At 72.4% G+C, this 25,451-nt stretch carries 28 protein-coding genes and 1 pseudogene; 13 read left to right on the plus strand and 16 right to left on the minus strand.

What is annotated here, in order from left to right; all coding sequences use genetic code 11:
* Positions 1-67 precede the first annotated feature (67 nt).
* Positions 68-790: pseudogene (locus ACWCO8_RS18965) on the plus strand (IS5 family transposase); the annotation flags it as partial.
* Positions 791-1,268: 478 nt separating this feature from the next.
* Here ACWCO8_RS18965 and ACWCO8_RS18970 read toward each other — a convergent pair.
* From ACWCO8_RS18970 to ACWCO8_RS18985, 4 genes are all read right to left on the minus strand, one after another.
* Complete coding sequence (locus ACWCO8_RS18970) at positions 1,269-1,574, minus strand: CU044_2847 family protein (RefSeq protein WP_362008942.1); 306 nt, start codon at positions 1,572-1,574, stop codon at positions 1,269-1,271.
* A 66-nt stretch (positions 1,575-1,640) separates the two neighbouring features.
* Positions 1,641-2,981 carry an Ig-like domain-containing protein gene (locus ACWCO8_RS18975; RefSeq protein WP_451033178.1) on the minus strand — a complete coding sequence of 447 codons (1,341 nt, stop codon included), beginning with the start codon at positions 2,979-2,981 and terminating at the stop codon, positions 1,641-1,643.
* Positions 2,982-3,165: 184 nt separating this feature from the next.
* Positions 3,166-3,960, minus strand: a complete 795-nt coding sequence (locus ACWCO8_RS18980; RefSeq protein WP_362008948.1) for an ArsR/SmtB family transcription factor — start codon at positions 3,958-3,960, stop codon at positions 3,166-3,168.
* A 62-nt stretch (positions 3,961-4,022) separates the two neighbouring features.
* Positions 4,023-4,550: a TetR/AcrR family transcriptional regulator gene (locus tag ACWCO8_RS18985; protein WP_451033334.1), complete on the minus strand. Its 528-nt coding sequence runs from the start codon at positions 4,548-4,550 to the stop codon at positions 4,023-4,025.
* Positions 4,551-4,741: 191 nt separating this feature from the next.
* Here ACWCO8_RS18985 and ACWCO8_RS18990 point away from each other — a divergent pair, with 191 nt between their 5' ends.
* The 7 genes from ACWCO8_RS18990 (at position 4,742) to ACWCO8_RS19020 (ending at position 10,350) form a co-directional block, all read left to right on the plus strand.
* A complete protein-coding gene (locus ACWCO8_RS18990; protein ID WP_451033179.1) occupies positions 4,742-5,956 on the plus strand; it encodes an FAD-dependent monooxygenase in 1,215 nt (404 codons plus the stop codon).
* A gap of 41 nt (positions 5,957-5,997) precedes the next feature.
* A complete protein-coding gene (locus ACWCO8_RS18995) occupies positions 5,998-6,588 on the plus strand; it encodes a PadR family transcriptional regulator (protein WP_451033180.1) in 591 nt (196 codons plus the stop codon).
* Positions 6,589-6,662: 74 nt separating this feature from the next.
* Positions 6,663-7,118, plus strand: a complete 456-nt coding sequence (locus tag ACWCO8_RS19000; RefSeq protein WP_362008957.1) for a peroxiredoxin — start codon at positions 6,663-6,665, stop codon at positions 7,116-7,118.
* 107 nt (positions 7,119-7,225) lie between these two features.
* Positions 7,226-7,621: an SHOCT domain-containing protein gene (locus ACWCO8_RS19005; RefSeq protein WP_451033181.1), complete on the plus strand. Its 396-nt coding sequence runs from the start codon at positions 7,226-7,228 to the stop codon at positions 7,619-7,621.
* A 146-nt stretch (positions 7,622-7,767) separates the two neighbouring features.
* Complete coding sequence (locus ACWCO8_RS19010; RefSeq protein WP_451033182.1) at positions 7,768-8,592, plus strand: hypothetical protein; 825 nt, start codon at positions 7,768-7,770, stop codon at positions 8,590-8,592.
* A gap of 36 nt (positions 8,593-8,628) precedes the next feature.
* Positions 8,629-9,081 (plus strand): RrF2 family transcriptional regulator, encoded by a 453-nt coding sequence (locus tag ACWCO8_RS19015; RefSeq protein WP_362008964.1) that lies wholly within the window; start codon positions 8,629-8,631, stop codon positions 9,079-9,081.
* 81 nt (positions 9,082-9,162) lie between these two features.
* Positions 9,163-10,350 (plus strand): globin domain-containing protein, encoded by a 1,188-nt coding sequence (locus ACWCO8_RS19020; RefSeq protein WP_451033183.1) that lies wholly within the window; start codon positions 9,163-9,165, stop codon positions 10,348-10,350.
* A 91-nt stretch (positions 10,351-10,441) separates the two neighbouring features.
* Here the strand turns inward: ACWCO8_RS19020 and ACWCO8_RS19025 are convergent, their stop codons facing one another.
* From ACWCO8_RS19025 to ACWCO8_RS19040, 4 genes are all read right to left on the minus strand, one after another.
* On the minus strand, positions 10,442-10,813 hold the full coding sequence (locus ACWCO8_RS19025) for a peptidase inhibitor family I36 protein (RefSeq protein ID WP_451033184.1): 372 nt from the start codon (positions 10,811-10,813) through the stop codon (positions 10,442-10,444).
* On the minus strand, positions 10,810-11,523 hold the full coding sequence (locus tag ACWCO8_RS19030) for a hypothetical protein (RefSeq protein ID WP_451033185.1): 714 nt from the start codon (positions 11,521-11,523) through the stop codon (positions 10,810-10,812). The genes ACWCO8_RS19025 and ACWCO8_RS19030 overlap by 4 nt, the downstream gene beginning before the upstream one ends.
* 403 nt (positions 11,524-11,926) lie before the next feature.
* Positions 11,927-12,712 (minus strand): polysaccharide deacetylase family protein, encoded by a 786-nt coding sequence (locus tag ACWCO8_RS19035; protein WP_451033186.1) that lies wholly within the window; start codon positions 12,710-12,712, stop codon positions 11,927-11,929.
* A gap of 232 nt (positions 12,713-12,944) precedes the next feature.
* Positions 12,945-13,370 carry a hypothetical protein gene (locus ACWCO8_RS19040; protein ID WP_451033187.1) on the minus strand — a complete coding sequence of 142 codons (426 nt, stop codon included), beginning with the start codon at positions 13,368-13,370 and terminating at the stop codon, positions 12,945-12,947.
* Between the two features lie 146 nt (positions 13,371-13,516).
* Between ACWCO8_RS19040 and ACWCO8_RS19045 the strand changes: the two genes are divergently transcribed.
* Positions 13,517-14,002, plus strand: a complete 486-nt coding sequence (locus ACWCO8_RS19045) for a DUF6328 family protein (protein WP_451033335.1) — start codon at positions 13,517-13,519, stop codon at positions 14,000-14,002.
* Positions 14,003-14,004: 2 nt separating this feature from the next.
* On the opposite strand, the gene ACWCO8_RS19050 is transcribed toward ACWCO8_RS19045, so the two are convergent.
* The 3 genes from ACWCO8_RS19050 to ACWCO8_RS19060 all read right to left on the minus strand — a co-directional run bounded on the left by ACWCO8_RS19050 (position 14,005) and on the right by ACWCO8_RS19060 (position 17,180).
* Positions 14,005-15,552, minus strand: a complete 1,548-nt coding sequence (locus ACWCO8_RS19050) for an ATP-dependent DNA ligase (protein WP_451033188.1) — start codon at positions 15,550-15,552, stop codon at positions 14,005-14,007.
* 96 nt (positions 15,553-15,648) lie between these two features.
* Positions 15,649-16,692 (minus strand): DUF6397 family protein, encoded by a 1,044-nt coding sequence (locus ACWCO8_RS19055; protein ID WP_451033189.1) that lies wholly within the window; start codon positions 16,690-16,692, stop codon positions 15,649-15,651.
* An 83-nt stretch (positions 16,693-16,775) separates the two neighbouring features.
* Complete coding sequence (locus ACWCO8_RS19060) at positions 16,776-17,180, minus strand: roadblock/LC7 domain-containing protein (protein WP_362008981.1); 405 nt, start codon at positions 17,178-17,180, stop codon at positions 16,776-16,778.
* Between the two features lie 185 nt (positions 17,181-17,365).
* On the opposite strand from ACWCO8_RS19060, the gene ACWCO8_RS19065 reads away from it, so the two are divergent.
* Positions 17,366-17,791: a PPOX class F420-dependent oxidoreductase gene (locus ACWCO8_RS19065; protein ID WP_451033190.1), complete on the plus strand. Its 426-nt coding sequence runs from the start codon at positions 17,366-17,368 to the stop codon at positions 17,789-17,791.
* A gap of 70 nt (positions 17,792-17,861) precedes the next feature.
* Here ACWCO8_RS19065 and ACWCO8_RS19070 read toward each other — a convergent pair whose 3' ends face one another.
* The 5 genes from ACWCO8_RS19070 to ACWCO8_RS19090 form a co-directional block, all read right to left on the minus strand.
* On the minus strand, positions 17,862-18,479 hold the full coding sequence (locus tag ACWCO8_RS19070) for a GTP-binding protein (RefSeq protein WP_315889912.1): 618 nt from the start codon (positions 18,477-18,479) through the stop codon (positions 17,862-17,864).
* Positions 18,460-18,876, minus strand: coding sequence for a DUF742 domain-containing protein (locus tag ACWCO8_RS19075; RefSeq protein WP_362008985.1), 417 nt, complete (start codon positions 18,874-18,876; stop codon positions 18,460-18,462). Before ACWCO8_RS19075 ends, ACWCO8_RS19070 begins: the two co-directional genes overlap by 20 nt.
* A gap of 13 nt (positions 18,877-18,889) precedes the next feature.
* The gene (locus ACWCO8_RS19080; protein WP_362008988.1) at positions 18,890-19,324 is read right to left on the minus strand and encodes a roadblock/LC7 domain-containing protein; all 435 of its coding nucleotides are present in this window, start codon (positions 19,322-19,324) and stop codon (positions 18,890-18,892) included.
* Positions 19,321-22,143: a sensor histidine kinase gene (locus ACWCO8_RS19085; RefSeq protein ID WP_451033191.1), complete on the minus strand. Its 2,823-nt coding sequence runs from the start codon at positions 22,141-22,143 to the stop codon at positions 19,321-19,323. Before ACWCO8_RS19085 ends, ACWCO8_RS19080 begins: the two co-directional genes overlap by 4 nt.
* Positions 22,144-22,295: 152 nt before the next feature.
* Complete coding sequence (locus ACWCO8_RS19090) at positions 22,296-23,237, minus strand: MHYT domain-containing protein (RefSeq protein WP_451033192.1); 942 nt, start codon at positions 23,235-23,237, stop codon at positions 22,296-22,298.
* A 151-nt stretch (positions 23,238-23,388) separates the two neighbouring features.
* Here ACWCO8_RS19090 and ACWCO8_RS19095 point away from each other — a divergent pair, with 151 nt between their 5' ends.
* The 3 genes from ACWCO8_RS19095 (at position 23,389) to ACWCO8_RS19105 (ending at position 25,451) form a co-directional block, all read left to right on the plus strand.
* Positions 23,389-23,991, plus strand: a complete 603-nt coding sequence (locus ACWCO8_RS19095) for a class I SAM-dependent methyltransferase (RefSeq protein ID WP_451033193.1) — start codon at positions 23,389-23,391, stop codon at positions 23,989-23,991.
* A 202-nt stretch (positions 23,992-24,193) separates the two neighbouring features.
* Positions 24,194-24,499, plus strand: coding sequence for a hypothetical protein (locus ACWCO8_RS19100; protein WP_362008998.1), 306 nt, complete (start codon positions 24,194-24,196; stop codon positions 24,497-24,499).
* Positions 24,500-24,599: 100 nt separating this feature from the next.
* Positions 24,600-25,451, plus strand: coding sequence for a hypothetical protein (locus tag ACWCO8_RS19105; protein WP_451033194.1), 852 nt, complete (start codon positions 24,600-24,602; stop codon positions 25,449-25,451).

Genomic DNA, 25,451 nt, shown 5'->3' on the forward strand with positions numbered 1-25,451 from the left:
TGCAGCCTCCTATGCTTCCGCCGCCTGCGAACCTCATTCTGAAACGATCAGTACTAGAGCGTATTGGAAGGGCCTGGACATCGGCCGGCCGCCCGAGCACGACCTGCGTCGGATCATGGACGCCATCCTCTACGCCGACCGCGCCGGAATCCCGTGGAGGTATCTGCCGCACGTCTTCGCCCCGTGGGAGACCGTCTACGGAAATTCGCCGCATGGCAGAAGGACGGAGTCTTCGACCTCCGCCGACTAGTGAGGGAAGCTGAGGGCCGGGACGCCGAGCCGAGCGCCTGCGTCCTTGACGCCCAGAGCATCAAGACCTCTGCGAACGTCCCCGCGTCAGGCCAGGGCATCGACGCGGGCAAGAAGATCGCAGGCCGCAAACGCCGCATCGGCGTCGACACACTCGGCTTCCTCCCGGCCGTGCTGGTCACCGCCGCCAGCGTCTCCGACAGCGTCGGCGGCACCCACGTGCTCTCGATCATCGCCGCCGATCACCCCCGCATCACCAAGGCATGGGCCGACACCGGCTAGCGCACCAAGGTCATCGAACACGGGTGCCCGCCTCGGCATCGACGTCGAAGTCACCCATCGCGATCCTGCCCAGAAGGGCTTCAAGGTGATTCCGCGCCGGTGGGTCGTCGAGCGGACGTTCGGCATGCATCACCGCCGCCTCGCCCGCGACTACGAGACCTACCCCCACCGCTCCGAAGGCATGATCAAGGTGGTGATGGTCGACCTCGTGAGCCGCAGGCTCACCCGAGAGTCGGCTCCGAACTGGAAGGACTTATAGCCGCCGGGCCACACTGACCCGCGCGTCCGCACCTCTCATCGCCTGCGGCCAGCGGTCGTCGATGACATTCGCCGCTTCCCGACAGGCGCCACAGGCGTCCTCCCGTTCCGGCAACCACCAGTAGTCGGACGGCGACATGCCAGATTCCTGAATACCGCACAGCGTCCTGTCGAAGATGCCGAAAGCGTGAGAGGCGCCAGCGGGAAGGCCGTTCGCGACGGCCCTCTCCCAGCGCATCTCTATCGGCAGGTATGGCGGTCGCGAGATCTCGAACCACTCGCCGCCTACATGGGTCGCGGCATGGCACCAGGAACAGGACCAGGTCTCCTCGTCCCACGCTGTCGGCGGCACCGGCCACTGCCACATCGCCTGACCACACACATCGCACTCCACAGGCGGATCCTCACACGTCGGTACGGTCCGCCCCAAGCAGCGACAACACGCCAGATAGCAAACGCCCCCGCCAGGACAACGCTCGTTAAGAGGATTTGGTCCATTCGAGGGTGACGCGGAGGTTCGCGTGGCTGCTGCCCTTGACGATGAGGGCGGTCAGGCCGCCCGCGTCCAGGCCCAGTTCGCAGCCGAACTCCACCGTCGCCCGGTCGGGGGCGGCCTGGTGCAGGGCCTGGCTGAGTTGGCCGGCGAAGGAGGACAGGGCGCGCGTGACCCCGGAGAGGTCCGGGACGCGGTCGCCGAGGCCTTCGAGGTCCGAGTCGGGGCCGAGCCGCTCCGTCTCCACGTAGAGAACGGCGTCGTCGACCTCGACCCTGGTGATGTCCCGCATCACGGATCCCTCCGGAGTGGCTGGTTCACGGTGCTCCAGCAGAGCGCCAGTATCACCGAGCAGAGGTCAGAGGGCGGGCAGCAGGCTTCCCGAGGCGTGGCGGGTGTGCCCGGGCCCCGAGGCGAGCGCGCTGCCGCGCTGCCAGTCCGGCCAGGTCAGGTTCCAGTCTCCGTAGCCGTTGTCGAAGGGCGTCATCGGTTCGCCGTAGCCGTTGACCACCTCGACGAGGTCGCCCTCGCGGACGGTACGGAAGAGCCAGGCGGCGTCCTCGGTGCTCATGCCGGTGCAGCCGTGGCTGACGTTCTCGCTGCCCTGCACGTCCGTCGACCAGGGCGCCGCGTGCAGGTACTCGCCGCTCCAGGTGACCCGGGTCGCCCAGCGGACCTTGAGGTCGAAGAAGTCGTCGCTGCCGCGCGCGATGCCGATGGAGTCGCCGCGCATCCGTACCAGGGGCTCCTTGCCGAGGACGACCTTGACGCCGCCGCGGGTGCGGTAGCCGGCCTTGCCGGTGGTGACCGGGATGGTGCGGACGACGCGGCCGTTGCGCAGGACGGTCATCCGGAGGGACGCCACGTCGGTGACGGCCTCGACGCGGTCGCCGGTGGTGAAGGTGAGCGGCGTCGAGGGGCCGCCCTGGAGCTGGTCGTCGACCCCTACGGCGTCGAGTCCGCTGCGGACGCGGACGGTGGCGTGGGCGGGCCAGTAGCCGCGCGGCCGGTAGTGCAGGGTGGTGGGGCCCACCCAGTGCCAGGCGCCCTCGACGGCGGGCTCGGAGCGTACGACGAGCGCGCGTTCGACGGTGCGGCGGGCGTCAAGGGCGGACTCGGGCACGGGGTGGCTGAGTTCGGCGGTGACCGGCTGCCCGACGCCGTACGTCCGCCCGGACGACGGTCCGAAGCTCGCGGTCAGCCGCTCCCCCGCCGGTGCCCGGCCGGTGCGGAAGTCCAGGCGCGCCGCTCTCCGTACGGAACCGCCGGGGCGGGCCTCCTCGACGGTGAGGCGCGCGGTGTAGCGGGCGTCGGCGCGGAGCGCGCCGGTCGTGGTCCAGCGGGTGCCGTCCTGGCTCGCACTGCCGGGCACCCCGCGTCCGCGCTGGTCGGTCACCGTGACGTCGGTCAGCCGGCCCGGTGTCCTGAGCGTGATCCCGACCGGTCCGGACGCCTCCCGGCGGTCGAGCACGAACGCCCGGCCCGTCAGGGCGGACGCGCCGGAGAGCAGCACGGTGTGGCGGACCGGGGCGCACGGGCCGCCGCCCGTCCCGCAGCCGCTCACCGTGACCAGCGCGGAGCCCGTGGCGGAGCCCGGTGGGAGCTGTACGGCCGGGTACTGACCGGCCGTTGTGACGAGGACGGCCCCGATGGCCAGCGACAGCGCGCCCCAGCCCTTGATGTTCCTGCGTGACGGCACGACGCGACACTCTCCCCTTCTCGGATCCGTGGCGGTATCGGGCATCAAAACGGATCAAGAGAAGAAACGATGATCACATTGCCGGGCGTGGCGCCGGAGAGGGGCGGGAGACGACTCGAATGAACCAATCCGCCGCCCTCGTACCCCTCGTCCCGCCGGGCCTCTCGCCGTGGGTCCGGTCGGCTCAGCGCGGGGGTTCCGGCAGCTCCTCGCCGGTCTCCAGGAGGGACTTGAGGCTGGAGAGGAGAGCCGGCCAGCCCTCGCCGATCATGCCGCGCATGGTGCCGTCGGGCTCCAGGTCGTCGTGGACGACGGTGAGCTTGACCGTGTCCCCGGCCGGTTCGATCTCGAAGGTCACCTTCGAGCGGCGCTCTGTGGCGAGCTTCGCGTACACGTCGTCGCCGATGCCGACCGCCTCGGCCCACTCGGGCGTGAAGGTGTGCCAGGTGTAGGAGAGCTTGCGGCCGGGCACGGCCGCGAGGACGACCTGCTCGGGGTCGCTCGTTCTGCGGCCACCCTCGTCCCAGACCATCGGCGATCCGGCGGTCCAGGTCGTCTCGAACGCCACGCCCCAGTAGCGCTTGGTGAAGGCGGGGTCGGTCAGGGCCTGCCAGAGCTCCTCGGGGGTGGTGCGGATGTAGGTGGTGTAGACGAACGCGTTGCTGTCCATCGGGTTCTGCTCCAATGCTGACTTCAGGTCGGCGAGCGCGCTGACGCGCTCGCGGGCGTACCGGCTCATCCAGCGGTCCCCGATGGCGTGGATCGGAGCGGCGTTCAGGTAGTGCAGCTTCTCCCGTCCCCGCCGCACCGTGACCACCAGCCCCGCCTCCTCCAGGAGCGCCAGGTGCTTGCTGACGGACTGCCGTGCCATGTCCAGCCCCGCGCAGAGTTCGCGCAGGGTCTGGCCGTTGTGGGCGTTCAGGCTGTCGAGCAGCCGTCGCCGACTGGCATCGGCCAGCGCCTTGAACACCTCGTCCATCGCCCCACCTCAACATGCAGCCTTTTAGCTGCCTCTACGATAGGCAGCCTCCTGGCTGCATGTCAACGACCGTCCGTCGCGCCCGCACCCCGGGCGGGCCGTAGGGCCGCCACCACCAGGCCTTCCACCTCCTCCGCCGAGACGTTCCCGCCGCGGACCACCCGGTCGAGCACGAGCCCGTCCACGCACGCGAGGAGCGCGAGCGTGCGCCCCTCGGGGTCCTCGACCCCTTGGGCGGCGAGGAAGCGGCGGACCGCGTCGCGCCCCGGGTTCTCCCGTGGAACCAGGATTTCGCGGAGTTCGGGGTCGCGCACGCTCTCGACGGCGCAGGCGTAGCGGGCGAGTGAGCGGCGCCGCCCCTCGCCGGTGAGCCGTGCGGTCACGAGCCCGAGGACGCCTTCGGCAAGTTCGGCCGCCGAGCGCGGTTCGGGAAGCCGTTCACCGGCGGCGCTCAGCTCGGCCTGATCGAGGTCGACGAGCCTGCGGACGAGCGCGGTCAGCAGGGCCGAACGGGTGCGGTAGTACGCGGAGGTGGTGCCGGCCGGGAGTCCCGCGGCGGCGTCCACGGCGCGGTGGGTCAGCCCGCGCATCCCGGCGTCGGCGAGCACACCGAGCGCAGCGTCGGCGAGCAGGGTGCGGCGGTCGGAACGGTCGGCGCGCTTCGGGGCGGGGTGGCGTGGAGTCTCGGGAGTCACACCCCATTTCTACACCTGTAGAAGGCGCGCGCTACCCTTCTACACCTGTAGAAGAAGGTGGGACGGAGCGGGAGGGGCTGGTCGCCATGGGGAACAACGCTGTCGTCGTCGGCGCGGGCATCGGCGGACTGGCCGCGGCCATCGGGCTGCGGCGGGTCGGCTGGGAGGTGACGGTCATGGAACGCGCGCCCGTCCTCGACGACGCGGGCGCCGGGATCTCCCTCGCCGCCAACGGCATCCGCGCCCTCGACGCCCTCGGGGTCGGGGCCGCCGTACGCGCCGCCGCGCGGGGCCAGTACACCGGCGGCACCCGCACGCCGGACGGGAACTGGCTCGCCCGTATGGACGGCGCCGCTCTCGAACGCGCCCTCGGCACGCCCATCGTCGGCATCCCACGCGCCACGCTGCACCGGCTGCTGCGCGAGGCCCTGCCTGCGGAGTGCCTGATCGTCGGGGCGGAGGTGACCGGCCTGGACCGTACGGAACGGGGGCGGGTCCGCGTCCGGAGGTCAGGATCTGCGGCCGTCGAGCTCGACACCGATCTGATCGACGCCGATCTGGTCGTGGCCGCCGACGGCGTCAACAGCCGTACGCGGGCCGCCCTCTTCCCCGACCACCCCGGCCCCGCCTACAGCGGCTCGACCGTGCTCCGCGCTCTCACGGACCGGCCGCTGGACCTCTCCTCGGACTTCGAGATCACCTGGGGGCACGGGGCCGAGTTCGGGCACATCGCCTTCGCCGACGGGCGTGCGGAGTGGCACGCCGTCCTCAACTCGCCCGCCGGGGTCCGGTACGCCGATCCGCTCGGGGTGGTCCGGGAGCGGTTCGCCGGCTGGCACCGGCCGGTCCCCGAGCTGCTCGACGCCACCCGCCCGGAGGCCGTCCTGCACCACGACATCCACGAGTTGGCGCCCCCGCCGCCCTCCTTCGTCGTCGGCCGGGTCGCCCTGCTCGGCGACGCCGCCCACGCCATGACCCCGAATCTGGGCCAGGGCGCGTGCCAGGCGCTGGAGGACGCGGTCGTCCTCGCCGCGGCGCTGGCCGAGAGCCCGGACGTCGACTCCGCTCTGCGCGCGTACGACGCCGAGCGGCGCCCCCGCGCCCAGGCGGTCACGGTCGCCGCCCGCAAGGCCGGGCGGATGGGGCAGCAGCTCTCGGCGCCGGGAGCCGTGGCGCTGCGCAATGCCGCCATGCGCCTCGCGCCGTCGGGCGCGACGCTCCGGATGATCCTGCGACACGCGGAGTGGACGCCGCCGAGCCTTCCCGAGCCGCCGTCCGCACGGGTGCCCGTCGTTGAATAGGTGCGAAACCACCTGATCAACGGTGCTGCTAGCGTGTCCGGATGTCCCTGAAGCACGCTGTCCTCGCCGCCCTCCTGGAGGGCGAGGCATCCGGATACGACCTGGCCAAGATCTTCGACGTGTCCGTGGCCAACTTCTGGGCCGCCACACCGCAGCAGCTCTACCGCGAGCTCGACCGGCTCTCCGAGGCCGGTCTGATCGCCGCTCGCGTCGTGGAGCAGGAACGGCGCCCCAACAAGCGGATGTTCTCCCTCACCGACGCGGGCCGGCAGGACCTCACGGCGTACACGGCCCAGCCGCCGCGGCCGAGCGCGATCCGCGACGAGTTGATGGTCCAGGTGCAGGCCTGCGACGAGGGCGACACCGAGGCCGTCCGGGGCTTCGTGCAGGAGCGGATGGACTGGGCGCGGGGCAAGCTCGCGCGGTGGGAGAGGCTCCGCGAGTGGATGCTCGCCGGGCGGGACGAGGCCACGTACCTGCGCGAGGCGGAGCGGATCGGCCCGTACCTGACCCTGATGCGCGGCCGTTCCCTGGAGGAGGAGAACCTGCGCTGGGGCGAGCAGGTCCTCGCGATCCTGGACCGGCGGCTGGCCGCGCGCGAGCGGGCCGAAGCGCCGCGCACCTCCCGGTGACGGGATTCCCTACCCTGCGGTAGCGTCACCGGTCGTTGACCGGAGCAGCCGGTCGGAGACAAGGGGCGGGCCGGATGAACGTCGGTGACATCGTCGAGGACTTCACTCTTCCGGATGAGACGGGGACAGCCCGTTCGCTGGTCGGCCTGCTCGCGGACGGCCCGGTCGTCCTTTTCTTCTACCCGGCGGCCATGACCGCCGGGTGCACGGCCGAGGCCTGCCACTTCCGTGACCTGGCCGCCGAGTTCCGGGCGGCGGGGGCGCAGCCGGTCGGCATCAGCTCCGACAGCGTCGCGCGCCAGCAGGAGTTCGCCGACCGCCACTCGCTCGGTTACCCACTGCTCTCCGACCCGGAGGGCACGATCCGCGAGCGCTTCGGCGTCACCCGCGGCTTCTCGCTGGCGCCGACGAAGCGGGTCACGTTCGTCGTCGACGAGGAGCGGCGGGTCGTGGAGGTCGTGCGCAGCGAGCTGCGGATGAGCGTCCACGCGGATCGCGCCCTGGCGGCACTGAAGGCACGCATCGCCTGACCGCGGAGCCGCGCACACTCTCCCCGACATGCGGGCGGGCCAAGGCTGGGCGACACTCGCTCGTATGCCCGGTCCTCCGGTGGCCGTGGCCGGAACGGAGTGCTGGCATGGACGACTATCCCCTCCTCAACGTCTTCTGGACCATGCTCTGGTTCTTCATCTGGATCATGTGGCTGTTCCTGCTGTTCAAGGTCATCACCGACATCTTCCGTGACCACGAACTGCACGGCTGGGGCAAGGCGGGCTGGCTGATCCTGTGCATCCTGCTCCCCTACATCGGCGTGTTGATCTATGTGATCGCGCGCGGCAAGGGAATGAGCCAGCGGGACGTCAAACAGGCCAAGGAGAGCGAGGCCGCGTTCCAGTCGTACATCCGCAAGACGGCGGGTACGGGCGAAGGCAAGGGCCATGCCGACGAACTCGCGCGGCTGGCCGAACTCAAGGACAAGGGCGCCATCACGGACGAGGAGTTCGAGAAGGCGAAGGCCAAGGTCCTGTCCTGACGAAGAACGGCACACCGGACGAACCGGCCCCGGCGGAACCGGCCCGCACCGAACCGGCCCCGGCGCTCTCCCGCTCGCTGCTGCGGGACGCGCGGGCCGACCCGGGCCGGTTCCCCGAACTGCTCGCCGCCTTCGCCCTGCGGCACATGGGTCCGGCGGCCGGGCGGAGCGTGGATCGGCTGCGCAAGGCGCGCCCGGGAGCGACTCCCGCCGAGCTCCGGGCCCTGGTCACCGAGCGCGGACGGCGCGCGGTCACCACCGAGGGGGCATTCGTGGGCGGGCCGTTCATGCTGCTCATCCCCTTCGCCTTCTGCGGGGCGCTCCTGCTCCAGGCGCGGACGATCCTCGAGCTGGCGGGCCTCGACGGCCGGGACACCACCGCCCCCGAGCGGGCCGCAGAACTGCTGGTCCTGCAAGGGGTGTACGAGGACCCCGAGGCCGCCCTGGCCGGTCTGCGCGCCCGCCCCGATCCCACCGACGGAGAACGCCCAGGCCGGATGGCCGCGCTCTGGCGCCTGGTCCTGCGGATGGCCCGCCTCCTCGGCATTCTGACCCCGGACGACGGCGGAGTCCGTCGGGGCCGAGTGGCCCGGATCGGCCAGTGGGTGCTCCTGGTCGTGGTGATCGTGGCCGGTTTCGTGGCGCCGCTGGTGTGGCTGCCGTACATGGCGGTCTCGTACCATCGCGCCACCACCGTGCTGTTGGACCGGGCGACCCTCTTCTACTTCGGTGTCCGCGACCCCCGGGAGCCGCGTACCGGGCGGCTCCAGCCGGACATGGTGGTGGCCGGGCTGCGGGCGCTGGTGTCGATCCTGATCCCGGTCGTCGGGGTGATCCTGATCGTCGTCACGGACATCCGGCTCGCCGGTGCGCACTGGCCTCTACTGCTCATCGTGCTCGTCTCCACTCCCCTGGTCGTGGGCGGTCTGTGGCTCTGGCGCCGGCACTCGTCGCGACGCACGCACCCTTAATAGGTGTCCGAAATACTCATTTGATACGGTCATGGCGTGCGGTTGACAAGATTCACCGACCTGGCGCTGCGTGCCGTGATGCGTCTGGCGGTTCCCGGAGCACCTGGGCAGGAGCCCTCGGCCACGACGCGCGAGGTGGCCGAGGTGATGGCGGTCCCCTACGCCCACATGGCGAAGGTCGTCACGCGCCTGCAGCACCTCGGCGTCGTCGAGGCGCGGCGCGGGCGCGGTGGCGGCCTGGTCCTGACCGAGACCGGACGGCGCGCCTCCGTGGGCTGGCTGGTCCGGACGCTGGAGGGCGAGGAGGAGGTCGTCGTCTGCGAGGGCGACACCCCCTGCCCGCTGCGGGCTGCCTGCCGGCTGCGCGGTGCGCTGCGCCAGGCGCAGGAGGCGTTCTACAGCACGCTCGATCCGCTGACGGTGGCGGATCTGGTCGAGTCGCCCACCGGGCCCGTGCTCCTGTCGTTGAGCACGCGGCGCGAGGACTGACGACCGCACCTTCCCTCCGAGAGCTCTCCCCTCAGTCACCCCTTTAAATACGTAGATCATCTACCACAATAGGAGTCCCGGATGCTGTCCGCGCAGGCCACCCCCATCGTCCGAGCCACCCTCCCCGTCGTCGGGGCCGCGCTCGGCGAGATCACCGAACGCTTCTACGCGGGCATGTTCGCGGCCCGCCCCGAGCTGCTCCGCGACCTCTTCAACAGAGGCAACCAGGCCAGCGGTGACCAGCGGCGGGCGCTGGCCGGCTCGATAGCGGCCTTCGCCGGGGCGCTCCTGGAGCACCCGGACAGCCGGCCGGACGTCATGCTCGGCCGGATCGCGCACAAGCACGCCTCGCTGGGCGTCACGTCCGAGCAGTACAAGGTCGTCCACGAGCACTTGTTCGCCGCGATCGTCGACGTGCTCGGTGACGCCGTCACTCCCGAGGTCGCGCAGGCCTGGGACGAGGTCTACTGGCTGATGGCCAACGCGCTGATCGCCCTGGAATCCCGGCTCTACGAGGAGGCGGGCGTGCCCGAGGGCGAGGTCCGCCGCCCGATGGAGATCGCCGAACGGCATCGGCAGACGGCCGACACGGTCTCCTTCACGCTGCGGCACGTCGACGGACGCCCGACGGCGTCGTTCCGGCCGGGACAGTACGTGAGCGTGCGCGTCGAACTGCCCGACGGCGCACGGCAGATCCGTCAGTACACCCTGTCGGCGGCGCCCGGTCGGCCGGACTGGCGGATCACGGTGAAGCGCGTGGACGGCGACCCCGCCGGTGAGGTGTCGAGCTGGCTGCATGAGCACGCGCGCGTGGGCGACACGGTCGAGGTGTCCGCTCCCTTCGGCGACCTGGTGCTGCCCGAGGGCGACGGGCCGCTCCTGCTCGCCTCGGCGGGGATCGGCAGCACACCGATGCTGGCCATGCTCGACCACCTCGCCGCCACCGGTTCGCGCCGCCCTGTGACCGTCGTCCACGCCGACCGCTCCCCCGCCGACCACGCGCACCGTGAGGAGTTGCTCGGCCTGGTCGACGCCCTGCCGAATGCCTCACTGCACCTCTGGTACGAGCAGCCGGGTGCCTCGGAGGCGCGCCCCGGCCGCGCGGACGTCACCACGCTCGACCTCCCCGAGGGGGTGACGGCCTACCTCTGCGGCCCGCTGCCTTTCATGCGCCAGTTCCGCGGCGACCTGCTGTCGTCCGGTGTCGCCGCCTCGGACGTCCACTACGAGGTCTTCGGCCCCGACCTGTGGCTGGCCGGCGAGAACTGACGGCGGCACGCGGCACGACCGGGACGAGCGGAAGCGGAGGGCCCGCGGCCCCGCACCCTGCGTGGGTGCGGGGCCGTGGGGACGGAGTGGGTCAGCAGCTCATCGCCCAGGTGTGGGAGTCGCCGCGGTCGTTGGCGGCTCCGTTGTACCCGACCTCCTGGCCGGGGGCCAGACAGATCGTCATGGAGCCGCCCTGGTGGGCGCTCTCGTAGACGCGGACGTGGTCCTTGATGCCCGGCCCGGAGATGCCGTGATTGGCCCAGGAGGAATCGGTGTCGGCGATCCAGCTCTCCCACCAGCCGTCGTCACCGCTCCAGTTGGCCCGCTGGCCGCCGAAGTCGGCGTCCTGCCAGACGCAGAACTCGCCGCTCCGGCAGTCTGCCGCCTGGACGGGAGCCGCCAGAGCGAGGCCACCGGTGAGGGCGAGGAGCGCTGCGGCGGCGGTGGTGAGGATGCGCTTCATAGGGCGTTGGTGCCTTCCTGTGGGGTGATGGGTGCGGGCAGTTCGACTGCCCGCCGCAGCGCGCGGGTGCGCAACTGCTGGTAGGTGGTGAGCTGGTCGCCGCGCAGGGCGCGCACCTTCGCCAGCTCGACGGGTTCCAGTCGCGCCCGCACCTCGGCGAGTCCGCTCTCCTTGTCGCAGCGGGCGACGACGGCGGGGTCCGGCCGTTCGGCGCGTGCGGCGCTCGGGGTTCCCGGAGGTGTCGCGCACCGGTTCCAGCGGGCGAGGGCGGCCTGATGTGCGGGGTCGCCCTTCATCCGCTGCTGGGCTTCGGCGCGCAGGTTGTCCACGGTCACCTGGGCGCGGAACCAGCGCGTCTGGTCGCCGTAGAGGGTCTGCCGGGCACGGGCGAGACAGCCGTCGGTGTGGGCGGTGACGGTGTGGCCGGTGGCGAGGGTGAGCGACAGTTCTCGGGGGCCGGCTCCGAACAGGGCCTCCTGAAGGCGTCGGTCCTCGTCCGCGGTGGCCGGCCGGTGGGCGAGGGTGAGTCCGCGGGCTTCGAGGCAGCGGTCGACGAGGGTGCGCTCGGCCGTTCTGAGCAGTGCGTCCTGGGCCTGGGGTGTCGGTGGGACGGTCGGTCCGGGGACGGCGGTGACACACCCCGTGAGCAGGAGTCCGGCGGCAAGCGCGCCGGCGGCGGCGCGCCGGATGCGCGTGGCGATGTCCTGCATGGCGGCCCCCTCGTGACGTCCCCGCTCGGCGGGCCGCCGACATGATCGTCACAGCCCGTGACGATCACTGCCCGGGTGGTGAGAGGGCAATGCGCGAGGTCACTCGAAGGGGTCGAACGCGCCGGAGCGTGCGCCGCCCGTGAGCTGCCCGCGCCTGGGTGCGGCTTGAGAGACGGCCGGGGCCCGACCCCGGGAACGACAAAGCCCCGGTTGGACGGGGGATTCCAACCGGGGCCGATTGCCGCGACGACGAAGAGCGGTCACCTCAAGGGGGGGACCTGGGGACCGGGCCCCTTCACCGTCACACATTGATGAACGATAAACCTTCGCGAGGCGTTCCGCCGTGCCCGAGGTGACCGATGTGAGACACCTCACCCCATTTTCACCGTTCGTGCCGCGCGCGTCACGGACGGTAGACGGCTCCCGGTTCGGCCTTGCCGGGGGCGAGGAGCTGGGGCACCGTCACGAAGGTGAAGCCCCGGTTCTTCAGTTCGTCGATGATGCCGGGCACCGCGGGCACGGTGCCGTCGTAGATGTCGTGGAGCAGGATGATGCCGTCGCCCTGCGAGGCGTCGAGCACCCGCTTCCGTATGAGCTCCGAATCGGTCGTGGAGTAGTCCTTGGCCGTGACGCTCCACAGGACCTGCGCGAGACCGAGGTCGCGGCTCACCTCGGAGACCGTGTCGTCGGTGCGCCCCTGCGGCGGCCGCATCAGGGTGGGCCGCTTCCCGGTGATCTTCTCTATCGCGTCCTGGGTGCGGGAGAGCTCCTCGCGCACCTCGTCCGGCTCCAGTTCGGTGAGGATGCGGTGGGTCCAGGTGTGGTTGGCGACCTCGTGCCCCTCGTCGGAGATGCGCTTGACGACCTTGGGGTACCGGTCGACGTGCTTGCTGCCGAGCAGGAAGAACGTGGCCGGGACCTTCTTCTCCTTGAGCACGTCGAGGAGGTGAGGGGTGTCCTTGCCGGGGCCGGCGTCGAAGGTCAGCGCTATGCACTTCGCCTTCGCGCAGTCGACCGCACCGGCCCCACCGGCCGCGCCCGCCTTGTCGTCGGACGCCGCGGCCTCGCCCCTGGCATCGCCCGGGCTGATCGAGTCGACCCCGCAGCCGCTGAGCGCGAGCACGAGAGAGGCCGCCGCCAGAAGGGCGACGGCCGGAGCACGGCGCTTCCCCGTTTTCGTTCGGAACATGTTGCTGCAGACCCGCTTTCCCCGTCGATGGCATCGGAACGCCACGAACGCCTGGTCAGGGGCGTCTCCGCGTGGCACTCGAGCACTCTACACACGGTGTATACACACCATGCATAGGGGGGTCGGGGCAGAGATGTGCCCCGGGCGGCGCCCGTCCGCTCCGCCCGGGGTGTCAGGATGCCGGCGGGGAAGCCGGCAGGTCAGCGGGTCAGCAGTCCGGCACGACGGCCGGTCAGCGGGAGGAGAGCAGCAGCCGGGCCTCGGTCTCCTGGTCCCCCGAGACGGACTGCATCGACTGGATGTCGAAGGTGGCCGCGAGGGTCTTCTCGACCTCGTCGACCGCGCGGTAGCCACCGGTGAGGAGCGCTCCGACCATGCCGGTCAGATGCACGGGTCCGGTCTCCTCGCGACGCCCCTCGGCCGTGTCGAACGTGGCCATCCAGACGGTGGGGGCAGGTGCGGTCGCCGCCCGCGGTCCTGGCGCCGTCATGTCCTCGAGCCGGTAGACGTGGTCGAGGACGTCGAAGACGGCCTTCGCGTCCTCGCGGTCGCAGTCGCTCAGCTGCACGGTGACGTCGGTGTCGATGTGCCTGTCGTACACGTCGCTCATCTCCTCGCTGCCGGGCGTACGGATGTCGTCCCGCCACGCTTCCAGCATCCCTCGCGGCGGGGTGTCACGCGACGTTCGGGGATTGAAGTCGCCGCACGCGGTAACACGCGGGAAGGGCGACCACGGGAGGTTCTGTGTCCACTCGACCGCAGCGCGACCAGGCACCGGACCAGGACCCGGAAGGGAGCGACGGTCTGTTCCATGGACGTCGCGAGACGCCGGAGGAACGCGCGGACCGCCGGTGGAGCGAACTGATGCAGGAGATCAGGGTCGCCCAGACCGGCGTGCAGATCCTCTTCGGTTTCCTGCTCACGGTCGTCTTCGCGCCCCGGTTCACCGACCTGTCGGACACCGACCGGACCATCTACGTGGTCACGGTGTCGTTGGCCGCGGCGGCCACCGGGGCCCTGATCGGGCCGGTGTCCTTCCACCGCATCGTGGCGGGGCGCCGCCTCAAGCCCGAGACGGTGGTCTGGGCGTCCCGGCTGACGTTCGTCGGACTCGTCCTGCTGCTCGCGACGCTGACCTCCGCGCTGTTGCTCGTCCTACGGGTCGCGACGGACGACACGTTCGTGCCGTGGCTGGTGACGGGTCTGGTCGCCTGGTACCTGCTCTGCTGGTACGCGCTGCCCCTCTGGGTCCGCAGCCGGTACACCGACCAGCGGGAGGAGGGGCCCTGACGTCACGCTCCGCCGAGGACCCGCTCCACCGTGTCGGCCTCGGAGGCCGCCTTGTCCGGCCGGTGCCGTACGACACGGGCGAAGCGGAGCGTCACTCCGGCCGGGTAGCGGGTGGATCGCTGCAGACCGTCGTAGGCGATCTCGACCACGAGCTCGGGCCGCACCCGTACGGTGAACCCGTCGTCGTCCACGGCGAGTTCGCCGAGCTTCTCGGTCTGCCACCGGAGCATCTCGTCGGTCAGGCCCTTGAACGTCTTGCCGAGCATCACGAACGTGCCGTCCGCCGCCCGGGCGCCGAGGTGAAGGTTGGACAGCAGCCCGGTACGGCGACCGTGACCCCATTCGACGGCGAGGACGACGAGGTCGAGGGTGTGCACCGGCTTCACCTTCAGCCACGTGCGGCCACGACGGCCCGCCACGTAGGGCGCGTCCAGGGCTTTGACGAGGACCCCCTCATGGCCCCTGGCCAGGGTGTCGGCGAAGAACCGCTCCGCCTCCCGGACCTGTTCGGCCTCGTCCGCTTGGTCGACGACGAACCGGCGCACGCGGCGCTCCTCGGGGAGCAGCCGGACCAGCGCGGCGTGGCGCTCCTGGCCCGGCCGGTCGATGAGGACCTCACCGTCCGCCGCGAGCACGTCGAAGAAGACGGGCGAGAGGGGCACCGCGGCGCTGGCGCCCTCGACGTCGACTCGTGAGCCGACCCGGGAGGCGATGTCCTGGAACGCCATCGGCCGACGCGTGGCGGGGTCGAGCGCGATGACCTCGCCGTCGAGGATGAACGGGTCGCCGGGCGTCTCCCGTGCCACGGCGACGACTTCGGGCAGCCGGCCGGTGATGTCGTCCAGGGAGCGGGTGAACACCCGCACGTCCTCTCCTCTCCGGTGCACCTGGATACGGATGCCGTCGAGCTTCTCCTCGACGGCACAGGCGCCGAGGCCGGCGACGGCCTCGGTGACCGAGCCGGCGGCGTGGGCGAGCATGGGCAGGACAGGGCTGCCGACGCGCAGCGCGAAGGTGTCGAGGGCGGCGTGCCCCTCGGCGAGCACGGCGCGCGCGACGCGCGGCAGGGACCCTTCGAGCATCACGGCCCGGCGCAGCTCGTCCGAGGGCACGGTGGCGGCCCGCGCGACGCCTTCGAGCGCGATCGCGTCGAGGGCGCCCTGGCGCACCTCACCGGAGAGCAGCCGGATCAGGAACTCCTGCTCCTCCTGGGTGGCGGCGGCCATCAGTTCATGGACGAGCCGGGCGCGCTCGGCCTGCGACCCGGCCCCGGAGACGGCCGCGAGCTCGGCCATGGCGGCGTCGGTGCCGTCCAGGGTGAGAGTGGGCAGCCCGGCAGGCGGCACCGCAGGCGGCATCACGTTCTTGAGGACGCTCCAGCCGACGCCGATCCGTCCCTGCGGGAGCCTTCCGGAGAGGTAGGCGATGACGAGCGGGCTCTCCTCGGGCGCGGCCTCCGAGAAGAGATCGGCCAGGACCGCGATCTTCCGCGAGCGGGCGGAGACCGCGGAGACCTGGAGGGACGCGTCCGCGAGACGGGCCAGCAGCATGCGACCATCCTCCACCTGCCGGGAGCGGCGCCGCACGTCGGGTGGCCGTCCCCGGTGACACCCGACCCGAGCCGCCCCCCTCCTGCTGGTCTCCCGCTAGCCCTGGGGCGCCACCTCCGCCTCTGCCTCGGCGACCGCCTTGCGGCGCCGAAGGCGGTCGAGGAGCCCCCGCCGGGTGCGACGCGCGGGCGGGCGGACGAGCGTCGCGGCACGGGGCGACCGGGCCGCACCCACGCCCGGCACGCCCGCACCCGGCACGTCGATTAGTGGCAGCCCCTCGACCGCCCCCTCGACCGTCGCCCCGAAGGCGCCCACAGCGCCCTCCGGGCGCGGGGCCGGCCGGTACGCGCGCGCCTCGTTCAGGGCGAGGGCGAGGCTCATGCGGTGCCAGAGGATCTCGTCCGGGTCGTCCGCCACCGTCAGCCGCTCCGCGATCTCGCGGGAGGCCGCCGACTCCGGCAGTCCCGAGAACGGTTCCGGGCGCAACCGGTGGAGGTGGGTCCGTTCGTACGGGTCGTCGACCACCTCGGCCATTTGGGCCGGGTCCAGGAGTGAGGCGATGGCGGCCGCCCGGACCCAGGGGTCCTCGGTCGCCCGCAGGAGCAGCCCGAGACGCCGGGCACGCCAGTTGCGCGGCCGGCAGTCCTCTCCTCCGTCGACGCGCTCCCTGATCTCGACCGGCAGCCTGCCGGTCAGCAGGGCCTGCTGGGTGAGCGCGAACTCGCCCACCTCGGCGGCGAGATAGAGCCAGACCACCGCGCGGTAGCGGTTGAGGTAGAACCGCACCGGGCTCAGGTGCCCCGTCCTGGCAAGGCGCGTGAAGCGCTCAGGCGGTACGGAGAGCAGTGCCGCCGCCTCTGTCGTACCGACCGTCCGGACCCGCTCGCGCAGCCCGGACGGGAAGTCCGGTGCGGCTTTGAGCCGGTCGATCTCGCCCTGCGCGACCCTGCGTCGCCCGCCGCCCCGTGCTCCGGAGGCCGCCGACGCGGCGCCCGAGGCCCTGGGCGTGCCGGGCTCGGCGCCCGGCACGGTCCTCACCAGGCCCAATTGCACGGCGAGCTGGAACTCGTCGCGCCTCAGTTCCAGTTCCTGCGCCGCTCGCGTCGGCGCCAGCGTGCGGGTGTCTTCTTCTCCTGCCATGACGGTCTCCCCCGTGAGTGGCAATTACTCTCGGTGACGACCGTAGCGCGGAGGAGTTCACTCCCGCTCGCCCTGTGGACAACTCAGAGGTCGGCGCCGCCCGGCTGCCGTGCCGCCACGCCGAGGTGCTCGCCGACCCGGTTGACCAGCAGCGTCATCTCGTAGGCGACCTGGCCGACATCCGCCTCCGCGCCGCTCAGGACGCAGAGGCAACTGCCCTCGCCCGCCGCCGTGACGAAGAGCAGGGCTTCGTCGAATTCGACCATCGTCTGCCGGGCGCGCCCGGCCTGGAAGTGCCGGCCCGAGCCACGCGCGAGGCTGTGCAGCCCGGAGGAGACGGCGGCCAGGTGCTCGGCGTCCTCACGGGCCAGGCCGCTGCTCGCGCCGGTGACCAGCCCGTCGTTGGACAGCACCAGCGCGTGTTGTATGTACTCGACCCGGCGGGTCAAGTCGTCCAGGAGCCAGTCCAGTTCCGTGTCCAGCGCCATGCGTCGGTCCTTCCCCCTGTGTGTTGCGTCCCCGTCGACCCGAAGTCCCCGCGGTCCGCGTGTCCCGGCAAGCCTTACGCACTGTCGTGGACAGGGCAAGCACCCCCGGCCGCCCGGTGTCCCATGGGGCAACGCGGAAGGCCGCGGAGTACCACGAAGGACGGCCGGTGGCGGAGCATGGGGACATGGCAAAGATGACCGAGGAACAGTGGCGGGCCTTCGTCTCCGAGGGAACCCGCACCGGCAAGCTGGCCACCGTCCGCGACGACGGCAGTCCGCACGTGGTCCCGATCTGGTTCGTGCTCGACGGCGACGACATCGTCTTCAACACCGGCAAGGGCACCGTGAAGGGCCGCAATCTGGCCCGCGACGCGCGCGTGGCGCTGTGCGTCGACGACGACCGGCCGCCGTTCGCGTACGTCTCGCTCCGCGGCCGCGCCGAGATCAGCGAGGACCCGGCGGAGCTGCGCCGCTGGGCCGCGCGCATCGGAGGCCGGTACATGGGCGAGGACCGCGCCGAGGAGTTCGGCGCCCGCAACGGGGTCCCGGGCGAACTCCTCGTACGCGTACGGATCGAGAAGGTGACGGCCGAGGGCGGCGTCGCCGACTGAGCCCTCGCGCCGCGTGATGCCGGGGCCGTACACGCGCGGGAGCGCGGCACCGGCATCACGGAGCGTGCCGTCACCCGACCGAGTCCAGCAACCGTGCCGTGTGCATCCGGCCCGCGTACTCGACCAGCCTGATCAGCACCTCCTTGCCCGAGTCCCGGTCCCGGGCGTCGCACAGCACCACCGGCGTGCCCCGGTCCAGGTCAAGGGCGCGCGAGACCTCGTGCGCGCCGTAGTTCCGGGCGCCCGCGAAGCAGTTCACGGCGACGACGAACGGGATCTTGCGGTGCTCGAAGTAGTCGACCGCCGGGAAGCAGTCCTCCAGCCGCCGCGTGTCGGCGAGGACGACGGCCCCGAGCGCCCCCTGGGACAGCTCGTCCCAGAGGAACCAGAACCGGTCCTGTCCGGGCGTGCCGAAGAGGTACAGGGAGAGGCCGGACCGGATCGTGATCCGGCCGAAGTCCATGGCGACCGTCGTGGTCGTCTTCTGGTCCACGCCCCCGGTGTCGTCGACCGACTCCCCCGCCCGGCTGAGCTGTTCCTCCGTCCTCAGCGGTCGGATCTCGCTGACCGCGCCGACCAGGGTGGTCTTGCCGACGCCGAACCCGCCGGCGACCAGGATCTTCAACGCGAGGGCCGTGGAGTCCACGCCACCGCCCGCACCCGTGCTCTCAGAGCGCTCGTAGGCCATCGATGACTTCCCTCAGGATCCGTTCGTCGGGCAGCTGCGCGGGCGGCACGGGTCGGCTGACCTTGACAAAGCCCGCTTCGAGGAGGTCGCCGAGAAGGACCCGGACGACTCCGATGGGCAGGTCGGCGTCGGCGGCGAGTTCGGCCACCGACTGCGTCTCCGCGCGGCACAGGGTGAGCAGGGCCCGGTGTTCGGGGCCGAGGAGCGATTCCTCGGCCCGGCCGGGCGGGTTGTCGTCGACGACGACGAGTGCGATGAGGTCGAACCGTACGTTGCTGGGTCCCGGCTTCGTACGGCCACCGGTCATGGCGTACGGCCGGACGAGCGGACCGGCGTCCGCGTCGTACCACTGACTGCCCGGCGCGGGCTGGCCGTCGCCGGTGCTGTCCACGTTCATGGGGTGTCTCCGGTCAGCCGGCGGCCGGCGGGGTCGCGGTGAGCCGCGGCGGGGTGTGCAGATGCTCGCCGACCCGCTTCACCAGGCGGGCCATCTCGTACGCGATCAGGCCGATGTCGGCGCTCGCGGAGCTGAGGACGGCGAGGCAGGAGCCGTCTCCCGCGGCGGCGACGAACAGGAATCCGTCGTCCATCTCGACCATCGTCTGACGCACTCCGCCGGTGTGGAACTGGCGGCCGGCGCCCTTGGCAAGGCTGTTGAAGCCGGAGGCGATGGCGGCCAGGTGCTCGGCGTCCTCGCGGCTGAGCCCGCTGGAGGAGCCGACGGCGAGGCCGTCGTTCGAGAGCACGACCGTGTGCCGTACCTCGCGGACCCTGACGACGAGGTCGTCGAGGAGCCAGTCGAGTTCACCGGAGCGGTGGTGGGACATCCTCTCGTGGTCGATCATGCGTGGTCTCCTTCACTGCCGGGGTCGCGGCCGTGGTCGGGGCCGAAGTCGCGTCCGTGGTCGGGGGCGTTGCCGTGGTCATGGCCTGAGCCGGTTCCGAGGGGGCGTCTGGTGCCGGGGGCCGCGCCGCCGCCCCGCGTCCAGCCGTCGCGGTAGGCGGTCATCCGGTCCCTGACCTGTTCCGGGGTGCGTTCGCCCGCGCCCTGGACGGTCGGCGTGGGCGGGAGGTCGGTCGGCGGTGCCTCGCGCAACTGCGGTACGAGGCTGGCCTGACGGACCCGCCGGGGCAGGTCCCCGGAGTCGTCGGCGGGAGTGCCCTCCTGGGCCGGGACGGGCGGAGTCCGGGGCGCCGACCGAGTCTGCGGGGGCGGCGCGCTGTGCGGGGCGTGCTGGCCCTGCGGGGAGGGGCGGCCACGCCCGCGGAGGCTGGTCACCCCGGCCGGGGTCTGGTCGGGCGCGTCCTGCTCCGCCCCGTCCGGCTGCCCCGCCAGGGCGGGGATGCGGGGCGGGCGGGGCAGCGGCGGGGACGGGGGCGCGGGTGCGGCCTTGGGGTGGGACGGGGGCAGGGACTGGGCGGGCACCGAGCCCGCGGTGACGGACTGCTGCTGCGGGTGCTGGTGGCGTGGGAAGGCGGAGTCCGGACGCTCCCGGTGGACGGTGTGCCCGTACGACCCGTCCCCGAAGGCCGGTTCGGACGTCCGGGCGTTCGGGACGCCCTTCCCGGGCGGGAGCGCGCCCTGCAGCACGTCCATGGGCAGCAGGACGACGGCGGTCGTACCGCCGTACGGCGAGGTCCGCAGGTGGACCTTGATGTCGTGCCGGGAGGAGAGCCGGCTGACGACGAAGAGGCCGAGCCGGTCGCTGTCGAAGAGGTCGAGGGCCTCGGACTGGGCGATCCTCGTGTTGGCCTCGGCGAGGCTCTCCTTGCCCATGCCCAGGCCCCGGTCCTCGATCTCCAGGGCGTAGCCGTTGCCGACGGGTTCGCCGCTGATCCGCACCTTGGTGTGGGGCGGAGAGAACTGGGCGGCGTTCTCGATGAGTTCGGCCAGCAGGTGGGTGAGGTCGGCGACCGCGCCGCCGACGACGGACGTCTCCGGGAGCTGGCGCATCTCCACGCGCGCGTAGTCCTCGATCTCGGAGACGGCGGCGCGTACGACGTTGGTCAGCGGAACGGGCATCCGCCAGGCGCGTCCGGGGGCGGCGCCGGACAGGATGATCAGGCTCTCGGCGTGGCGTCGCATGCGGGTGGTGAGGTGGTCGAGCCGGAAGAGGTCGCCGAGCTCGGAGGGGTCGTCCGCGCGGCGCTCCATGCTGTCGAGCAGGTTGAGCTGACGGTGGACCAGGACCTGGCTGCGGCGGGCGAGGTTGACGAAGACCCCGGAGATGCCGCTGGCGAGCTCGGCGCGTTCCACGGCGGCGGAGAGGGCGGCGCGGTGGACGGTGGTGAGCGCCTCGCCGACCTGGCCGATCTCGTCCTGCGGGGCGGGGCCGGGCGGCGCCTCGGCCTGTACGTCGATCTCCTCGCCGGCCCGCAGCCGCCGCATGGCAGAAGGAAGCTTTCGCCGGGCGATGCCGAGGGCCGTGTTGCGGAGGCTGATCAGCTCGATGACCAGGCCGCGGCCGATGCGTACGGAGATCACCAGGGATGCGGCCACCGCGGCCAGACCGAGCAGGACGGCGGCGCCACCGGCGGTGAAGACGCCGCCGCCGAAGGGGGCCGCGCGGTCGGCCGCCGCGTGCCGGGCGTCGGTCTCGATGGTCGCAAGGCCGCCGCGTACGACGGCCATCGCGTCGTCCCAGGTGGTGGCGGGCACGGCTTGGAGCGCCTTGCGGCCCGGGGTGGCGGCGCCGATCCGGTCCTCGGCGGCGGTGAGCTGCAGGTAGCCGCGCTCGTCGGCGAGTTTCTCCCAGGCGGCCCGCTCTGGGCCGCGCAGGTCGGCGGTGGCGGACTCGGTGAGGGTGCGGCGGGTCGCGACGGCGCCGGTGAACAGCCGTTGCCTCTCCGCGCTCAGTTCACCGCCGAGGTACGCGGAGCCGAGCAGGGCGTCCTCGCGGGCGAGCATCTCGCCGACCCGGCCGAATTCGAGGAGCACACGCGCGTGGGCACCGACCTCGGCGTCCTGGATACCGGCCAGGGCGCCGCCGACCGCGAAGGCGGCCGTGATCGTGGCCGTGTACTCCGTGTACACCTCGTTCCAGTCGGCCTTCCCGGCCGCGGCGGCAGTGCGCAGCGCGGCCAGACCCTCGACCTCGGTCACGAAGCGGCCGACCCGCTCGGCGACCTCGCGGGGAAGGTCACCCGTGGCGCCGACGGTGTGCCGCTCGTCGAGCCGGAGCCGGGCGACCGCGGCGTCGGTGCGCCGCGCCTGGTCCTTGAGCTCCGTGGCGCGCCCGGTGCCGGGCGAAGCGACCTGCCGGACGGCGGCCCGGCGTTCGGCCTGCAGCGCGGTGACGGTGGCGGCGACGGGTTCACGGATCTCGGCGTCGACCTGCTGGAGCTGGCGCAGCCGGGCGATGTCCTGGGCGGTGGTGACCGTGGCGAACCCCCAGAGGGCCAGCAGCGAGACCACGGGAACCATCAGCAGCGAGACGATCTTCGCCCGGACGGTACGGGGGCGCAGTCCGCGCCGCCGTGGGGCCGGGGCAGGGCCGACGGGCGGGGTGCCCGGGTCGAACGGGTCGGCCGCCCCGGGCGGGGCTTCGGGGGCACGCTCGGACGGTTCGTCGGCGGGCGGCCCCGCGTGCGCGCGCCGCCCCCGCACCGCCTGCTGCTGCGGCGGCGTCGTCCCGGCGTCCTGGGTCTTGCGGGGAGTTCGCATGGCCTCCTCGTTCCGGCTGCGTCTGTCGTGGTGCGGTGTGCGTCGGGTGCGTGGGGTGGCGTCGGTTGCGTGGGGTGGCGTCGGTTCCGTGGTGTGGCGTCAGTTGCGCCGAGTGCGGCGGGCGGTCTGCGGCGGCGCGGGACCGAGGAGTCCTACGTCCCGGGCGGACCGGCGTCCACGGGTCCCGCGGGGTAGGCGTACGACGGAGTGGCGCCGGACGACGAGCCGTACGAGGTCCCCGCGGCCGCCGTCTGCGGCCGGCCGGCCTCCGGCACCCGTCCGCCGCCCGCCGCTCGGAACCCGGGCGGGGCCACGTCCACCGCTCGCTCGTCCGGTTCGGTGAGCAGTTCGGCGGAGGCGTACGCGGCACGCTCCCTGGCGGTCGGGGAGAGCGCCACGAAGGCCGAAGTGATGAAGAGGTAGGAGCCGAGGCCCACGGCGAGCGGGAAGATGAACTGCATCGCGGTGGCCCCGGGAAGCTCCGCCGAGGAGGGCGCCACCTCCACGTCGACCGCCAGCATCCCGGTGTAGTGCATGCTGCTGACGGCCACTCCCATGACCAGGGAGGCGAGGGCCACGGCGGCCGGCGCGTGGATGTTGAGCGCGGCCCACAGCGCGGCCGTCGCGGCGACGACGGCGATGGCGACGGAGAGCCCGACGAGCATCGGGTCGTACGTCACCTGACCGTGCAGGCGCAGGGCGGCCATGCCCATGTAGTGCATGCTCGCGACGCCGATGCCGGTCGTCAGACCGCCGATCAGCAGGGAGCGGCCCCGGTCGCGGCCGTAGCCGACCGCGAAGACGCCGACGCCGACGACGGCCATGGCGATGAGCAGGCTGAGGATGGTCAGCGGAACGTTGTAGCGGATGTCCGTTCCCGTGACGCCGAAGCCGAGCATCGCGACGAAGTGCATCGTCCAGATGCCGGTGCCGATGGCGGACGCGGCGGTGAGGAGCCAGTTGCGGCGCGAGCGGCCGGTCGCGTCGAGCGCTCGTACGGTGCAGCGCAGCCCGAGGGCGGCGCCTATGCAGGCCATCGCGTACGACAGCACAGGTGTCAGCCAGCCGAAGGCGGCGTGGTCCAGGTGTCCCATGACTCAGGGACGCTAGTCCGGACAAGGGGGCGCATCAGGGGCGCATTTCGAAAGCTGATGGAATATGACGCAGAGATGTTCCAGAACGATCGTGCCGCGCTCGAACATGGACACAGGACGCTCACCCCGGGGACTGAGGCATCATGCACGCATGAGCGATGACCCCACCCATGTCCAGGAGTTCTTCGGCCCCCGCGCCGCCGGCTGGGACACCCGCTTCCCCGACGACGCCCCCGCGTACGCCGCGGCCGTCGCCGCGCTCGGCCTGCGCCCCGGTGCCGCCGTGCTCGACGCGGGGTGCGGGACCGGACGGGCGCTGCCCGCGCTGCGCGCGGCCGTCGGCCCGACGGGGACCGTGGTCGGCGCGGACCTGACCCCCGAGATGCTCGCCGCGGCGGTGCGCGCCGGGCGCGACGGGGCCGGCGCCCTGCTCCTGACCGATGTCGCCCGGCTGCCGCTGCGCACGGGGGCGCTCGACGCGGTGTTCGGTGCCGGGCTCGTCTCCCATCTGGCGGATCCGGCCGCGAACCTGCGCGAACTCGCCCGGGTCGTACGCCCCGGCGGGCAGCTCGCCCTCTTCCACCCCGTGGGCCGGGCGGCGCTCGCCGCCCGCCACGGGCGCGTCCTGACCGCGGACGATCTGCGGGCCGAGCACAATCTCCGCCCCCTTCTGTCGGGTTCGGACTGGCGGATGGTCAGTTACGTGGACGAGGACGACCGTTATCTGGTGCTCGCCGTACGCCAGGACCGTTGAGCTCGCGAAGCACAGGAGGTCGGCCGGCCGCGAACCGGACATGAGCGGGGCATGAGCGGCGCGTGAACCGCGCGTGAGCCCGACCTGAGCTGACCTGAGCCTGACCTGATCACGCCAGCCGTGCTCCGCGCCCTTCTGTCCCGGCACCTCCCTGTCTACGGTGGAGATGCCGGGCAGCCGTGTCCGGGAAAGGCGGCAGGCCATGGCCCGTGTGCGAGCGCTCCTGAACTCCCTCCTCCCCTCCGCGCGCCGGACACCGGGCGAACGGCGCGAGCGCGGCGAGGTGCGACGGCAGCACAACATCTTCGAGGCCGCGGCGACCTACGTCACGGGGTGCGTGGAGGACGACCAGGACCGGATCGACGAAGCCGTCACATGGGTGTCGCCCGAGGCCCTCACCTTCGGCATCAACGAGCTCGCCTGCCGGGCGGTGATCGCGCTCGCCCGCGAGCGGGACGAATCGCCGGAGACCGTGGCCCGGCACCTGCTCGGGCTTCCGCCCGCCTGACCTCGGGCGGAACGGGCCGCGCCACTTTCCTTCCGAAGACTCTCGACGTGCGGGTTACCCACTGGTTAAGGTGCGCCGACGACCAGATGGGGAGGCTGCCGTGGCTACCGCCGACGACGACGCGCTGTATGTGCTGACCGCCGTGCTGCTGACGCCCGCGCAGTTCCCGAGCGTGCTCGGCGACGACTACCCGGCGGCGTGCGCGGCGCTCGGCCTCGAACCGTACGCCGAGGGGTACGGCCTCGTCCTCGGCCAGGACGGCGCGGGCGCCCGGTGGACGGTGATCATCGACGACGTGTCGCTGGTCGCCGTGGCGATCGCCTCCTGGGACTGCGGGATGGAGTACGACCTCTCCCCCGACGAGCGTACGGTCGTGGCGGCCCTCCCCGGCTGGCCGCTCGACGTGGCCACGGCCGCGCCCGGCCTTCCGGCCCCGCACGACCCCGAGCACGAGGAGGGCGACCGCGCTCCCCTGTCCCCGCCGGACGGCGAGGGCTGGGGCCCGGCACAGCGTCGGCTCGGCGCCGACGAGGTCGCCCTGCAGTGGGCGGACTGGCGGGCACAGATGGACGAGGGCGCGGACGCAGACCAGGGGCAGGACCACGATTCGGGCACGGCCTCGGACGGCGACCGCGCCTCAGCGGCCTCCCCGACCGCCGCCGGGACCACTCCCGTACGCGACCCCTACGACGGTGTCCGGCGCGCGCTCACCGAGCTGCGCGGCTATCTGGAGGACGCGCCGCCGGTGGGCCGGGTGCGCTCCGCCTTCGCCACGGGTGAGGCGCGGATGCTCCGGGCCGACGGGCCGGGCTGGTCGCTGGTGGCCCGGACCGACGACATGGCCTTCGTCCTCCTGGACGACGAACCCCGCGAAGTCCTCCCGGTGGCCCGCGGCCCCAAGCTGCCCGCGCTCCTGGAAGCCCTGGACGCGATGGCTGTACGCCCCTCCTGA

This window comes from Streptomyces sp. NPDC001927, from assembly GCF_053594455.1.